The organism is bacterium (genome assembly GCA_013360195.1).
GTDB lineage: Bacteria > Electryoneota > RPQS01 > RPQS01 > RPQS01 > JABWCQ01.
This window is the reverse complement of the sequence record JABWCQ010000008.1, coordinates 133,101-149,326: the sequence shown is the minus strand read 5'-3', so window position 1 is coordinate 149,326 and position 16,226 is coordinate 133,101. Positions and strand designations below refer to the sequence as shown.

Annotated in this window: 6 protein-coding genes; all 6 read right to left on the bottom strand. The window is 54.3% G+C overall.

Annotation, left to right across the window (positions count from 1 at the left end; translation table 11 throughout):
- Positions 1-425: 425 nt before the first annotated feature.
- The 6 genes from HUU59_07775 to HUU59_07750 all read right to left on the bottom strand — a co-directional run bounded on the left by HUU59_07775 (position 426) and on the right by HUU59_07750 (position 16,047).
- The gene (locus tag HUU59_07775) at positions 426-803 is read right to left on the bottom strand and encodes a response regulator (protein ID NUO19326.1); all 378 of its coding nucleotides are present in this window, start codon (positions 801-803) and stop codon (positions 426-428) included.
- Positions 800-5,653: a PAS domain S-box protein gene (locus HUU59_07770; protein NUO19325.1), complete on the bottom strand. Its 4,854-nt coding sequence runs from the start codon at positions 5,651-5,653 to the stop codon at positions 800-802. The genes HUU59_07775 and HUU59_07770 overlap by 4 nt, the downstream gene beginning before the upstream one ends.
- A gap of 160 nt (positions 5,654-5,813) precedes the next feature.
- Positions 5,814-9,995 carry a S8 family serine peptidase gene (locus tag HUU59_07765; protein NUO19324.1) on the bottom strand — a complete coding sequence of 1,394 codons (4,182 nt, stop codon included), beginning with the start codon at positions 9,993-9,995 and terminating at the stop codon, positions 5,814-5,816.
- A complete protein-coding gene (locus HUU59_07760) occupies positions 9,992-10,474 on the bottom strand; it encodes a hypothetical protein (protein ID NUO19323.1) in 483 nt (160 codons plus the stop codon). The genes HUU59_07765 and HUU59_07760 overlap by 4 nt, the downstream gene beginning before the upstream one ends.
- Positions 10,475-10,476: 2 nt before the next feature.
- Positions 10,477-10,890, bottom strand: coding sequence for a hypothetical protein (locus tag HUU59_07755; protein NUO19322.1), 414 nt, complete (start codon positions 10,888-10,890; stop codon positions 10,477-10,479).
- Between the two features lie 255 nt (positions 10,891-11,145).
- Positions 11,146-16,047: a carboxypeptidase regulatory-like domain-containing protein gene (locus HUU59_07750; GenBank protein NUO19321.1), complete on the bottom strand. Its 4,902-nt coding sequence runs from the start codon at positions 16,045-16,047 to the stop codon at positions 11,146-11,148.
- Between the last annotated feature and the right edge of the window lie 179 nt (positions 16,048-16,226).

Here is a 16,226-nt window from a genome sequence, read left to right as displayed (position 1 = left end):
AACACTCGCCGCCGTCACACGACGCCGTCAACGGCGTCAGTGTATACAGAATCGCATTGAACTGCGCTTGGCTCACTGAAGCCACCGCCAGCATCGCCAACACCAGACAGAACATTCTCAATTTCATCGGTCTCTCCTTGATTTCTTCCCAACTTTATACACAGGGTCACTATTCGTGATTTTGTCACCAATCAATGTATAGTAAGTATACTACACGCACCCAAGTGAAGTCAAGAGAATCAATGCAAAACGAGAAAAAGTGAATGGGTCAACAGTATACGCCAACAGGAGTGAAATCAATGTTTTTTAGGAGAATAAAAAAGAGCTGGTTGACCACAACCAGCTCGAGCACAGAGATCGCACGCACTCATGCCTCCAAGTGCGAAAATTCTTGCACACCTGACCCTCTGGCCAGGCAAGTCAGTTTACACTGTTTCAGCCGAGAGTGCCTGCCTTACAGCGTCAAGCAATTGGCCGCGATCAAACGGTTTGCTTAGCGACACCGTCGCACCTAACAGCCTTGCCATGGAAAGGTAATCAGAAGGTCCGATTCGTCCGCCTCCTGACATGGCGATTATCCGGCAATCCGGGAAATCTGTTCTGAGCATCCGGATGGTCTCGATACCCTCTTGCTCGGGCATGATTATGTCTGTGATAACCAGGCTTGCGGGAACAGCCCGGAACTTGTCGATGCCTTCTTTTCCGTTGGATGCAACTTCAACTTCATAGCCTTCCCGCTCAAGCATCCGGCAGACCATTTGCCGGATATTGGGGTCGTCATCTATTACCAGGATGCGAGTCATAGAACCTCCGTCTTATATGTGTTATTGATAGCATTTCTTACAGCGAAAACCAGATCGCTTGCCGCAACAGGTTTGGACAAGACGGCGGCGAACGGGGAGTCTTCCAATTCCAAACTTGCGCTGGCAGATAATAGAATCACCGGGAGTTCCGGTTTGAAGTCGTGGGCCGCAAGCGCGACATGAAGCCCTGACAGTATCGGCATTCTGTCGTCAACCAGCAGAGCCGCGATCGGCGGGTCGGCTTGTGCAAGCAAGGCGAGCGCGCTCACCGGATCACCTACGGCAGTCACACGATACCCGAATGATTCAAGCATATGCGTTGCCAGCGTCAAAATCGCTTCATCGTCGTCGCACAACAAAAGGTGTTCGCTGCCGCGCGGTATCTCGCGCTGAATTTCGCTTTCACAATGCTCCGGTTCACTTAAGAGCGGCAGATACACGGTGACTCGAGATCCTAATCCGGGACGAGAGTCAACTGTGATAGCACCGCCGTGCGCCTGCACAATACCATGCACAACAGACAGTCCGAGCCCGGTTCCCTGACCGACTTCCTTAGTCGTGAAAAACGGCTCAAAAATCCGTCCTATGGTCGCGGCATCCATACCCGCTCCGGTATCGCGAACAGTCAATTTCGCGTATAATCCGTCGCTAAGTTTACCCCGTTCCGCGAACTCCATTTCGCGCACACGTTCAGATGTCAGCGTTATCTCGATTTCGCCGCTCTCGTCGCTGATCGCCTGATAGGCGTTGGTACACAGATTCATCAGAATCTGGTTAAGCAGCGTCGGGTCGGACAGCACGGTCCCGACATTCTCGATGTTCTGAATGATTTCAATATGCGGCGGAACACTCGCGCGCATCAGACGCAGCGTTTCCTTGACGACCATGTCGATGTTGAGCGGATGGCGCACCTGTTCCGATTGCCTGCTGAAAGCCAGAATTTGCTGCACCAGTCCTTTGGCACGGTAGGCGGCCTGAATCACCTGCTCAATGTCCCGGCGCGAATTCGACTCCGGATCCATTTCACTGGCGGCCATGTCGGCATATCCCAGAATAGGTGTCAGGATATTGTTGAAGTCATGCGCGATACCGCCGGCAAGGGTACCTATCGTCTCGAGTCGTTGCGCGTGCCGCAGCTGTGCCTGCAGGTTCTCGAATTCCTGTTCGGCTTTGCGTTTGTCCGTCACATCGCTCACAACGGAAACGAATACGGTCTTATCATACCATTCCATCAATTGCACGGCAACTTCAATCGGGTAAGTTGTACCGTCTTTGCGCACGTGAGTGCCTTCACTGCGAATTGCTTCGACGGTACCGGCCAGCAACGGCGCACCGAGCGCTTTCAACTCTCCTTCATCCCAGTCCTGCTGCAATTCAGGGATGGTCAGACGCATCAATTCCTGCACCGTATAGCCCGTGTTTTGACTTGCGCGCTGGTTCGCTTCGACGATTTGCAAAGTCATCGGGTCAATGACATAAACTTCGTTGACAGACTTGTCGAGAATCCGGCCGAGCTGAGTGGCACGAGCCTCCATTATCTTACGGGAGGTGATATTCGTCCAAGTTCCGGCCGCACGCAAGGGCGTCCCGTCTTCGTTCCATTGCACGACTTTACCGCGCGAGAGTACCCAAATCCACGAACCGGATTTCGTGCGCACGCGCTCTTCGATTTCGTAGTGGGTCGTCTGGTTGTCCACATGCTCACGATACGCCTCGTTGAAGGCCTGCAAATAATCCGGATGAATCAACTCTTCCCAGAATTTCACATGATGCTGGAATTCATGCGGGTCAAACTCCAGCCATTCGACGATTCGGGGGCTGAAGTAGCAATCTCCGGACACGACGTTCCAGTCCCAGAATCCGTCCGATGAACCTTCAAAAGCGAGTGCCAATCGCTCCTCGCTTGAACGCACGCGTTCTTCCGCAACGACGCGTTCTGTGATGTCGAGCGTAGTGCCAAATACCCGTCTCAAAACTCCATTGGAGTCGTACTCGGCTTCACCTTGTGAATACGCATGCCTAATCTCACCGCTGGGGCGAACAATTTTGTATTGAAGAGCCGCACCCTGTCCGGTTTCAATGATTTGCTGGAATACCTGCTGCAGGCGTTGCCGGTCGTCAGGATGAACGATTTGCATGAAGACGTCCATCGTCGTGGGAAGCGGAAGGTCGTGCAACTCGTAGAGCGCGAGCTTCTCTTCGCTGAGTTGCAGATCGCCGGTTGCGGCGTCCCACTCCCAGAATCCCAATCCGGCAAGGCGCTGTGCTTCCTTCAAGCGGTGTCTGTTTTCATTCAGCTCAAGTTCACGCTGTCTGCGTTCCGTGATGTCCCGGATGAAGGCGGAATAGTGAGTTTCGTCACCCACGGGGATTGCACCGATGGACATCTCCACCGGGATTTCGCGTCCGTCTTTATGGCGCGCAGTCATGGACAACAATTTGTTCAGGATTCTTGCTTCGCCTGTTTTAAGGTGGCGCCGGAGGCCGTTCACATGCTTTTCAACCTGCTCTGCTGGAATGATTAACTCGTGCAGATACCGATCCACGGCTTCAGCCCGTGTGTAGCCGAACATCTGCTCGGCGCGATCGTTCCATTCCGTGACCACTCCCAGACCGTCAATCGCCACCACCGCGTCGATGGAAGAGGCGATGATTTGCCGCGCGAGATTTCTTGACCTTGCCAGTTCGAGGTCTGCTTCGACTTCGGCGGTAATCACCTCGGTGAACATGATAATTCCGCTAATTTCGCCTTCACCGCTGTACCACGGCGTAATCTGCCAGCGCACCCAATCGAGTGAACCATCCTCTCTGGGGAATGGGTCTTTGGCGCAGGACTCCGTCGCACCCTGCAAGCAGCGTTGATGAATGGCTTTCCATTCGTCACCGATTTCAGGGAACACCTCATAGTGCGACTTCCCGATGATCTCCTGATCGCCAAGATTGTAGTCCACACGCCAGCGATCGCTGACGACAAGGTATTTCATTTCGCGATCGAACATCGCAAGCGCGGCAGGCGAGTGCTGAATGAACAGCCTGAGATGCTCCTTGCTTTCGCGCAAGTGCACTTCCATTTGCCTCAGGTGGGTGATGTCGGTGCCGCTGCAGTAGACGAGTTCATCTTCCGGATTGAAAACCGCGTTCCAGGCAATCCACTTGTAGGAGCCATCCTTGCAGAGGACCCGCATATCCTGAGCGACCACCGTTTCGCCGGTGAACAGCCGTTGAAAGGCGGAGGCCGCGGCGGCAACATCGTCGGGATGAACAAGATGGCTCGTGGTGAGACCGATGCGTTCTTCGCGCGTGTAGCCCGTTGTCTTCAGGTAGCCGTCATTGCAGCGGTGCAGCACGGAGTCTTTGTCCATTACCACAAAAGAGTTCGTGGACAAGCTCGTGAAGTGCCTGAGCTCGCTGTCGGCGCGGTCGCGTTCTGTGATGTCAAGTGCGACTCCGGCAAGCCCGGTACACTCGCCATGCTCATCGAGCAATGTTTCGATGAAGGCATCGAACGTCCGATGATTGTATTTGAAGCGGAATTTTGAATCGGACGACAGCATTTCGCGGTCATAGGTCTCAATGTCACCGGTCTCAGTGGAAACGATTTCGGTGAGTTTGTGTCCCAGCAGCACTTCGGGAGAAAGTCCCATTTCGGTCAGCGCGGTTCCTGCCGCATAGGTAATGTAACCGTGCCTGTCTTCCGACCAAATGAGTGCGGGCAGCCTGTCCGTAAGCAGCCTCAATTTAGATTCCCGGCTGACTATTTTCGTGTGCGCCTGTTCGCGTTCGAGCACTCTTCCGATGGACGCAGCAATGATGGAGAGAAATTCGGCGTCCATCTCAGAGTAGCAATTCGGATTGTCATAGGATTGCACGACAAACACGCCCTGCACTTCCGTGCCGACTATCAGGGGAACACCGAGCCAGCAGGCGGCGGACTTGCCAATCGGGACGATACCGAGCTGCGCCTTGAGCTGCTCGCGGTTGCCATCGTTGACCAGCAGAGGCTTGCCGCTTGTGCGGACGTAGTCGGTCAAACCGCCTTTCAGGTTTTCACGCATGCCTTCGCCATACGGGCGGCCATGAATGTCGCGGGAGAAGAGGCGAAGATAGCTGTCGGATTCCTTGTTGTAGAGGGCTAAGAAAAAGTTGGTGGTATCAAGCACGCCGGCAAGCTGTTCTTCGGCAAAGTGCACAAGCTCGGCCAGCGATTCCGTTTGTGTCGCAGTCATCGTGATGCGATACAGCACATCCTTGCGCGCGAGCCTGCGGTGTTCCTCGGTGACATCACGCGCACAGAGCATGAATTCGGCTTCACCTGCAGGAGGCTCCAGTGCGGTCAGCCGGAGCTGCCACACGGCTTCGAGTTCCGGCAATTCAATTTGATAGGTCACGGCAGAAGACGGACTCTCCTGCAAATGATTCATCACGAAGAATTCCTGCCAGCGAGAACGATCCTGCTCCTTTACGAAGCTCGCGAACGGTTTCGCGATCACCTCATTCGTGTCACCGCTCCAACGATTGACGTAGAGTATGATTCCCTTGCGGCTTAGCAGAAAGACTGTTTCGGTGGTGTTTTCGGCAAGCGCACGCCAGACGGTAACGTCATCGAATCCTGATGTGCGCTTTGCTCCGCGAATCGCCAGTACTGATGCAAAAGCAATCAGTCCGGCTATGGCTAACCCGACCAAGGCAGGCCAGAGCTCCCAGAGGGAGCCGCCGGCATCCTGAGCAAAGGTACGGGCACACACGGGCATGGCCAGAAATGCCGCAGGGATGAGGAAAAGGAACAGCCGCAGGCGAATAGGCAGCGTAGAAGCACGACTGTCCTTAGAATTCGAAGTCATTGGATTCATGACATTTCAGCGCATTTTGCTATAGTATTCCGTATAGTAGGTACGGTGGAATTTGCGGGATTACTTATTGAACAGCCCTTAAATCGCAGATTTCGTGCCTTGACAAAAGCAAGAGGCCCCCGAAACGGAGGCCTCTTGAACCCAACCTTGCAGTTGCAGACTATCTTTCGGACCTATTCGTTGAAATCGGATTGCTCAGCAGACTTTGCACAGGCAGAACACCAAGCACATCAGTTGCCTTTTGACCAACGAAACTCGCGGCTCCCACCGTTCCGGATTCCCCGACAATGAATCCGTCGGAGTCAACTGCCAGAACGACGAGTTGGAATCCGCTTTCGGCGGGGTTCGGGAAGATCTGAAGCTGCGTGTTATCAAGCGTCGAGCCTCCATTCAGCCAGCCAACCGGATAGACCGCGTTTACATCGTAGGTGTACATCAGCATGTAAGAATTCACGATGATCGGATCACCGTTAATGTCCGTCGTCACCGGAGCCCACGTCAATTCGAGAATCAACTGCGGCGTGGACTGGAACCACTTGATGACAAGCGAATCCGGAGCCGCCGGGGTGCGGTCGCCGATGATTAGGGCATACGGATTCCCGTTCAAGTCACTGCGGTCATTCTTGAAGACCACAAACCCGTGCCAGCCTGTTTCGGTCGGAATGTAAACAAATTGCTCGTCCGCGCCGTCGCCGTTCACGTTTTCAAGGTGAGTGAAAGTCGTCCGGCTGCCATAGAGCAGGGACGGATTGTAAATCGCAAATCCGAGGTCACCTGCTCCGCGGTTGTCGAGAATGATACGAGTGCCTACACCGGACTCGAGGTAACAATCAAAGACGTTGACGATTTCCGTATTGGGGAACGGGAATTCGCCGTAGTAATTATCCGTCAGTAAGTCCAGAATACTGTTGGACTGATGCAGCCTGTAGGTAGATTGCGACGTGTCATTCGGCCACACAGTGTTGTTATGCACACCGACGTCAAAGGTCTCGTTGGCGATATTGTTGCCGTTTTCGAGCACCCACTCCACATCGGCTCCTGCAGTCCACGAATTAACGAGTCTCGTGCCGAATCCGTCGGTGGACGATGTTGCGGGATTGTAGAGGAAGAGATTGTACACGTCGTTGACATTGTCATTGGGCATCATGCCGACGCCCGACCAGAAGCCGCCGCCCGTGAAACGGAATCCATCCACATTGAAATCCGGGAAGTTCACCGTGGCATCCCAGTCACGCCAATTCGGAGCGACGTTGGCCGGATTCAGCATCACGTTATTTGAAAGCACTGCCGGAGTCCAGACAAACTGTTCGTCGTGACGGTTATTGGTTTCGTCCCACTCAGCGCCTTCATTGTTGATGTCAATGACGTTGCCGATTTGGTGACGTCCGCCGGGAACGGTTCCAATGTTACGGTTGCTTCCGAATCCGGCGCCACCGGGGGCAATCGGTCCATTCCAGTTTGCGAAGGTACCGACTGCCGGACCGTCACGGTAAACGCGGTCATCGAGTGAGGCCACGGCACTTGCGCAGCCCTGATTCAAAGCGAGGATGTTGACATAGTTGGTGGCAATATTGCCCGTCAGAGTGGCAGGCAAAACGGCGGGTTGAGCTCCGGGGGCTTGCCGGACAACAAGCTCATGCGACCATCCTGCTCCGAGCGTGTGCGTGAAGTCGAAACCGGCCTTTCCGAGATAGAGATCAAAGTTCGCAGTTTCGTCCCAATCGGCATAGGTGTGCTTGTGCACAACGATGGCATGCCATCCAAGCGCCGCAGGTGTCCAGCAAGTGATTGACTCATCACCGCCGGCACCGTTGCTGTTAGCCTGTGCATTAAACATGCCGCGGCTGAAAAATGTGTCATCCGGTCCGTAGACCGAAATAACAACATTGGCATTCCCGGAGGTCACATCGACTTCGATGCTGTAGGGAACGAGTTCGTTAACATTGAACTCCCAGACGTCAAAGAGTTCGGTCGCATCGAGCGAATGCGAACCATAGTCGTTTCTGCCAATGGGCGGATTGGACGGAGACAGAATGGTTGAGGTACCCGTTTCAACACGATAGCTCGACGATTCACCGTCATAATTCAGGACAGAGGCAATCAATCTCTGAGCCTGTCCGGCATTATTGTTGTTCACACCGACGAAATCTGAGAAGGAAACGTACGCGGACGATGCTTCAAATGTGTCGAAGCCGTTGGAAATGGATGTTTCTTCACTGTGGATGCGCGCATCGTAGTCAGCGGTGGAGGTTTGTGCCATGACCATCATGATATCCCACCAGCCGCTGTTCTGGAATTGCGTACCGTCGTAACCGTCGCAATTTTCCTCGGCAAACCCTTCAGACAACTGGTCAGTTGCAAATTTGACGGGCGGGCTGCTCAAAGTCAGAATCTGGCCGTTGGTTAACTGACGGCCATCCCACACCCATTGGTTGTACCAGTTGTTATTTGTTTCAATTCGCTCGCTGACTTCATCGAGGGGGTCTGTCCCGTAGCGGATGAAATGCCGTCCTCCGCGCACCGCAGCAAGGGCGTTGATTCCCCAGCCGCGCTGACCTGCAAACAGGGTATCATAGAGCCATCCCGTTTCATGGACGTCATCGCGGTAAATACGGAAACGACCGGGCGCAGCCCATCCGATTCTGCCTTCATTTTCGATGGCGGCATTCCAATAGGTTGCTGCAGGTTCGGGATTCAAGTCTGTTGGAAGGACGCAATTATCCGACGTCGCATCATTCGTCGTGCGCGGGACCATATAGGTGCTCCAACCGGTGCGAATATCCGGATTGACTTCAGGAGCGAGAATGTCGCGCAAATCCGGCATGACACCGATGTTACCCGGCGTAGTTCCCGGAGTTGTGCCAAAATCGTTCAGATAGTCGCGCATTGTCGCCGTGGAAATCGTCGTGCCGTTTAGATCACGAACGATGTTGTGAATCACACCGGCGCAACCGGCCACGGTCGGTGAGGCATTGGACGTACCTCCGAATGTGGCGGTGTACCATTCATCCTGCACCGTTTCTTCCCAACCGGGAACGTTTTCATCGCCATATCCGAGTGTGAAACTTCCATCGCCCCATGCATTGATGTCACAGCGCTCGCCCCAGTTGGTGAAGCAGGAGGCGTCATGTCCGGCAGCGGATTGAATCGCGGAAACGTAGTTGGAGCCGGTGTCGGTGGAATTGCGGAAAGTGTTTCCGAATGTGGCGGCGTCAAGATTCACACAGCCGTTACCTGCGGCGAGGAAATAGTGGATTCCATCGGCAACACCGGCCTGAACGGACGCCTTGACTGCGGCATCGTATTCAATCGCAACAACACCGTTTTGGCTCGGATTGCAGGGACAGCTTTGTCCCGGAGGAAGCGGATTGGCGAAGTATCCCCACGAGGAGTTCGTTAGCTCACCGGCAATGAGGTGACCGTTTGCAAGGTCATAGATATCGGCGACCGAGCCATAGCTGCCTGAGTTACGCTGATACAGCCTCATTTGCTGGTCTGCAAGAAAGCCAAGACAGCCGACATTATTATCATCGCATGCACCCAAGACACCCATGACCGCCGTGCCGTGGTCGTTATCCGCGTCCGGCGTTCCGGCTGTCGCAACGGTTGCCAAAGTCACGTCTTCGTGTGTGGTCTGCATGCCGCGCTCAAAGATTCCCGTCCAGCGGCTTGTGCCGGGTCCATCCACGACATCGGGGTCATGGTTGTCGAGCACCCAATCCAAATCCACACCGGTAGGCGCAGGGTCGTGGTACGTCTGATTCGCGGTAAAGTCGGGAGTGACAACACCGACATCGGTGCAAGTCAGGTCAACGGGAATCGGCTCGTAGTAAGCGGTTTCGACTTCCGGCGCTTTGAGAATTTCGTTGATGAGCGCCTGCGGATCGGCAGGAGCGGATTCCATTTCAAAGCAGTAGAAGCTGAGTAGATCAACCAGATCCCATCCCGACTTACGTTCAATTCGCGCCAGGTTCGCCATGTACTCTTCTTCAGTTTTGTTGAAGATGATAACACGGGGTTTGATCCCGGGATGACGGGCAAGGAAGTTTTTTGTGAAGTCAATGTTGCGTCCCGTCAGTGACGTCATTTGACCGTTGCGAATACGCACAGTGTCTTCATCGAAGAACTTGACCATCAGTCGGTCGAGCCGGCGTGCGGTCGGGTCCACTCCTTCCGCCCAGATGAATTTTTCAAAGACGATTCTCTGGCTGAAATCGCGCGTCGGCGGTTCCGGCGCAAGAGTGTTGTCCACATCCACGGGAATCGTTGCCTGGTCAGCGGCGATGGCCGTAATAGTGCACGCGGCGGCAATGCACAGGAGAACGATGAGCAACTTTTTCATCTTGACTCTCCTTCCAGCTCAGCACCGGTCACGGGATCACGGTGAACCGGGACTGTCTGCATGGGCTTCTTGTTGTAGTAGTTTTCGATGACCGCCAGCACGCGCTCTTCGGCTTCCCGGTTGCCGTTTGCGCGCACGTAGGTCAAGACCGCTTGCAGTCTCTCTTCGTGAAGCTGCTGCTTCAGCGCGACGGCCTGCATTTCGAGTGCTTCCTGCTGGTCAGGCTGAGCGAGGTTGATTTGAGCGGCAATCTGGTCAATCTGGCGCTGATACCGGTCTTCCAGTTCCTGAAAGACGGGCTCAAGCACAGTCACCACGTCTTCGCCGGCAGCATCTTCAACGGCAGCTTGAAATGCAGCTGGAACCGGCTGTTGGTTCACAATTCGGGCATCGTCAATTCTTTCGCCTTTTTGAACCGGCTGGTCGGCCAGAGCAATGAGCGGAAGTGACAGAGCTAAGGTTAAGAGAAGATTTTTCATGACTAACGTCCCTCCCCAGCGCGTTGCGAACCAGCCGCACGATTTGCGGATGCCGGTTCGGGAGTTCCCGTTGCGGGCGGGGCAAGAATCTGCGCCAGATTCTCTTCAGCACGTTCGCGGAGCTCCGTGTTGCCTGTCAGCTCATAGTATTGCACCATAAGCTCGAGGAGTTGAATTTCGTACTGTACTTGCGTTGCCGCGTAGTCCTGGTCAATCGCAGTCCGTTCCGACGCGGGTGCCGCTTTGGCTTGCTCGGCAATTTCGTTCAGAATTTGTTCACGCTCAAGCAGCAGAGCGCGCATCTGCTGGTCCAGCGCGGCCGCATCGGCAGGTGCATTTGTAGGCGCCTCGGGTGCGGCTGCAAGTACTGTCGCGGCCATGACCAATGTCAAAGCCATCCTCATCATCCATCGCATGTTACTCTCCTTTTTCCCTTGTTCATCCGTTCACTCCGATTTCATAGTAATCGGAACGTTTAGGTCATATTATAACAATTTGAATGATTGGTAACAATATGACGATACATTTCAAGAATGATATGTGGATTATGTATCGATTTCGTTGGCATAGTAACCATAGTCTTGGAAGACGTAAAGCTCTGAAAATACGTTACTAAATTGCAAAAGCCCGCTTTCGCGGGCTTTCGCAACCAAGCATGGTTATCGATACTGTTACTTCAGCAGAACCATCTTCTGAACAGCAGTGTAGCCTCTTGCACTCATCTTCACCAGATACATTCCGGTGGGTAAACCGGCGGCATCGAAGGTGAGGTTGTAGCGTCCAGCAGCCATCAGCCTGTCCACAGGACGGGCAACTTCCTGACCCTGGACGTTGAAGAGTGTGATTTCGACATTGCTTTCCGTCGGCACGTCAAAGCTCAGCACCGTCGTCGCGTTGAACGGATTCGGGTAGTTCTGATGCAAGGCGAAGTCCGTCGGTAATTCGGCATTGTCTCCGGCGGCGGACGCTTGACTAATCGTCAAGGGAATCGTCGTCGGATTGTTCATGTCGTTATGGTTGATGGTAATTACGGCGGAGTAATCTCCCGGCGGGAAGTTCGACGAGGCCGCAGTCACATCAATGACGATGGACTGGTTTGCTTCGATGCTTCCGGATGTCGTTGAGAAAGTCAGCCAGTTCTGATTTGCCGTAATGTCAAACTCAACCGGACACTGCCCGTTCGGGTTGGTGATTTCAAATTCAGCGGTCGCGTTTTCACCGACGATTGACAGCACATTCAATGAGGTGACGCTGAAGGCGACATTCGGTTGACGCATCGTGAAGTTGCGGGTTTCAGTGTCTTCATCAGCGACATCAACGTTCAGAGCGCTCTGGTCGCAGTAGCCCTGCAAATGGATTCGCACGTTATAAACGCCCGGTTCGACTTCGAGAACATACAATCCGGCAGCATCCGAGAGTGCGAACAGATCAGGGACTTCGTCCACTGTCACCCGGGCATTCGCGAGAGGTGTATTTGAGCCGAATTCGCGGACAAGGCCTGTGATAGTCCCTGAAGGACCAGCCCAGAAGGCAATCGCGGATTCACTGACCGGAGCGATGAAGCCGGAACCTTGATAAAATACTTGCACACCTTCAGTGCTCGTGGCATCTTCGATACCGACCGTGCAATCCATGTTGCCCGGCCACCCATCCGACGGAATCGTCTGATAGTTGAAAATAGCAGCGCCTCCTTCTTCCAGAATGAGCTGGAAGGTGTAGCGGAACGTGAGGTCCCACAGATGCGGGATGTCCACCCACGAGACGATAAACCGATCCTCGGCAGCATCTTGATAGATGTACACATTTCCACCGTCGAGACCGGCTCCAAGTTCATCCCAGAAGGGATAGATTGCGGCGTGAGGATCAAAGCCATTGGGAATCGACTCGCTAAAATAGAAACCGAAGGCCTCCATGAAGGACACCCATCCGCCCGGAGAAATCCAGACTTGAGTGTACTCTTCATCAAGGTATGGGTAGGTGAAGCCGATATCGTGCGGGCCGCTGGTGGCACCCCACCATTCGAAGGTAAGTTGAGTGCCGATTCCGGTGATATCCACCCACTCGTAGTCCACTGATTCAAACGGGCTGACCACCGCACCTTGATACGCAACGGACGGATCGGACACGTTGGGAACTTCGTCCTGTGCGGTGACGGTCCACGTATAGAAGCGGTCGTTTTCCGGCGGCGTATCCACGTAGGTCGTGGTGCCCGCGGCGAGCGTAGCAATCAACGTCTCGTTGCGGTACACTTTGTATTGAGCCAAGTCAACAAGCGGAGTGCCGTCGCGATTCGTGGTCGGTGCCGACCACGCCAGGGCCATTTGTGAGGTACCAACGGGAGTTCCGATCAGATTGAGCGGTGCCCCGGGAGGCATGTTACAGACACCTGTTCGTGTCGGCGACGGAGCCGATTCGATACCGTTGTCATACATGGCCGTCACATAATAGGAATACGGCGTATTTTCGACACGGTTAAGGTCGAAGTAGAACGTTTCAACCGGCTGAGCAATCATCGTTCCGCCTCGATAGACCTTGTAGTTAACAATATCATCGAGCGAACGGCCGTTGTCACGACTTGCCAGTTCAACAGTCGGAGCAGTCACATATGGCGCAAACCAGCGATCCAGCGGATTCGCGACAGCGTTTCTTGACGCGAGCGGACCCCGTGCAACCACTTTATCCACTGGTGTTTCCGTGGCGATGTGGAGATCATGGGTTCTTCCTGTCGTCGGAAGAGTTTCCACACGTTCAACAGCATAACCTTGCGGCGTGCCCGTCTGAAGCAGGTAGTACTCCGTGCGAGCTGTGAGGGCAGTATCCGGCGGCGGGCCACCGAGCCACGCACGCATCATCCAGTCATGGGCACCCCACGGATTCCAGAAATCATTCGGCGTCTGTGTCCAATAGGAGCGGAAATCCACCTGCGTGTCGTCAGAACCGACGGCAGGTTGGTCATCTTGTCCTTCGGGGAATTGATAAGCGATATAGAAGTCACCCGGTTCGGTAAGGAACAGGTCAAAATTTGTTTCGGCAAAGACCCAGCCCGGAGAGGACTCGGCATTCAAGTCCGTCCACTCATAATATGCATTCGCGACATCCGCACCTTCGCCGTTGGGCAGAGGCGGGCAGACACCAATCCACGGAATATTGAGTTGGTCTTCGACAAATACCGAAACACCATACACCATGAGCGGGAACGATGCGTCGTCCGGCGGAGTCATCCGCACACAGAAGTAGTCAGAGGGACCTGCGGGAAACGAAACAACGTAAAACGCTTCGGCGGTGCCGTCATCGTAGAAGAGTTCGGTGCCGACATTCGGGCCGGGCGGGGACCACGAGACTCGAATGCGGTCGTCAAAGTTGCCGTTCAAGCCAATCTGAGTTACAGGCAGTTCACCATATAACAGGTAGATCTGATCAGAGGGTTCGGAAACAACCGGTGTGGAAACGTCTTCGTCCGTTGCGGTCACTTGATAGAAGTAGATACCGTCTTCAGTGAGGGTCTCCTGAAAAGTTGACGCCACGGGCTGACCGACTTGAGTCCACTCGTTGATACCGTCGAGCCGCCTGTACACAGTGTAGAAGTCCACCAGCGGATCGGACGAGTCATCCCAATTCAGTGTTACCACTCCCGTAGCGCTGGCAATAGAACCGGTCAGGTTCGCCGGAGCCGGAGGATCCAGGCGAGTCAATGTGACGTTCACTCCCGTCGCGCCGCCTTCCGGAACATTCACCTGAGTCGTTACAGGGTGATAGCCCGCGACCACCGCGTCCAGAACTCTCGGCCCGGCGAGAACACTGTCAATCAGAAAGGTGCCATCTGCCTGCGGACTTCCGGTCGGTCTGGTAAAACCGTTGATGGACAATTGCACGGACGTCACCGGTGCATTGCCGCCATTCAGCGTCACGGTTCCAGCCATCGTGGTTAACACCGGTTCATCAAGTCCCCAGATAACCATGTCATCGAAGTAAACACCCGGCAGTTCTGAAACGAAGTCGTCGGCGGCAAAATCAAAGCGGAACATGACGACTTCCCCGAGGAACGGAGCGAGCGAAATGCTGACATACTCCCATCCGCCGGAAGTCCCCGACCATGCAGGTTGACCGGCCAAAGGCGTCGGCGTGAAATCGAACAGTATGACTGGGTAACCGCCATCAGGCTCAGCCACCTGCCAGGTCAGGCCGCCGTCAATAGAAACTTTGAGATTTGCGCCATCCCAGAAGTCTTCGCAGTCATAGTAGAGGTAGAACTCCATCAGTGCATCGGGAGATTGAACCACAAGATTCGGGCTCAATGAAACTTGATAATCCGCCAGTCCGGGATAGCCTGTGGGTGAATCGGTACCCCAAGCATTCGGGTCGGAGAATGCACCCGGAACGGCAGGGTTCGTGGGCGCGCCCCACACCCATCCGTTGTCGGTGGTCCACTGACCGTTATTCACATCAAAGGTATTTTGATAGCTTGGATTTCCGACGATGATGTTGACCCGGTCAGCGCCTCCGTAGTACGGATTGTTGAAAGCGCGGACATAGATCGTGCGCGAGCCGTCCAGCATATCCTCAATTGTGTAGGTCTGGACACCGGGCGCGACGGTGGCAACGAGAGTACCCTGACCGGGCCGTCCGTTCCAGACCTGCAGATTATCTACGGTCAGCGGATTGCCGTTTGTGTCCTGCGTGGGATCCGTCCAAGTCAGCGTTACATCATGATCGTTCACGACCGCGGCAAGATTTGTAACCGGGGCAGGAACGCCGTCCGGTTGACCGATCAGCAGGGACATGTTCGAGATGGGCAGAAGTCCAACGCCCTCGTTGCAGACTTGCAAACCTTCACTGCTGTTCGAGTTCTCGATACCGACACCACAGGACGTATTTCCGATAACACCTTGATCCACGGTTTGATAGTTGTAACGTATGTTACCGTTGGGATACAAGATGATCTGAAACGTATGCAATTCGTCGTTGGCGCTGATATGCGGAACATCAATCCAACTCATGACAAAACGCTGACCGGCTGGATCTGCCCAGTAGTAATACTGTCCACCCGCGGGCGGATAGAGGTCGTCCCAGAAGATGTAGAACGCGTTGTGCGGATCCACGAAATCGGGGATCTCGACGTTCCAATACTGCGACCATCCGGCCTGGTCTTGAAACGTAGCCCAGCCGTTGGACGTCATATACACCTGCGAGTACGACTCATCGTAGTAGGGAAAATCAAAACCGAGGGCGAAGGGTCCGACGGACTGGTCATCGCCGGTAATGCCGGCCTCGGTGCCGATGTCCGTGATGTCCACCCATTCATAATCCACTTCGGCCGCAATGTATTCATCGAGAGGACGCCGCGGTAAACGCGGTTCGTCATTCTGAGCTGGCCATTGTATACGGCTTCCGAATTGTCTGGTCGCTTCGGCAGCCAATTGCCGTTCGGCGGTTGTGAACTGCTCGCCACGAGCCGCTTTCTGCTTAAGCCTTGCGATTTCCGAAGCATCTATCGCGAAGGCAGTGGATGTCGTAACAAAAAGAGCGCCGATAAGCAGTATCAGCGCCAGTCCGTGATTAGTCCCTTTCATCATGCAGCATCTCCTTAGTAGTATCACCCGGGGAAACCAAATTTGTATAAGTTCGCGCTTTGAAAATTCATATGCAAGGGTTCAGACTTCTCAGGCAAAACCTCCGGCTCAAGCCGGGGGCAGTCGGGTTAGGCCTCGCAAACAATGCGGCAATGGCGGGGCGATTAAATTGAGAAATTTAT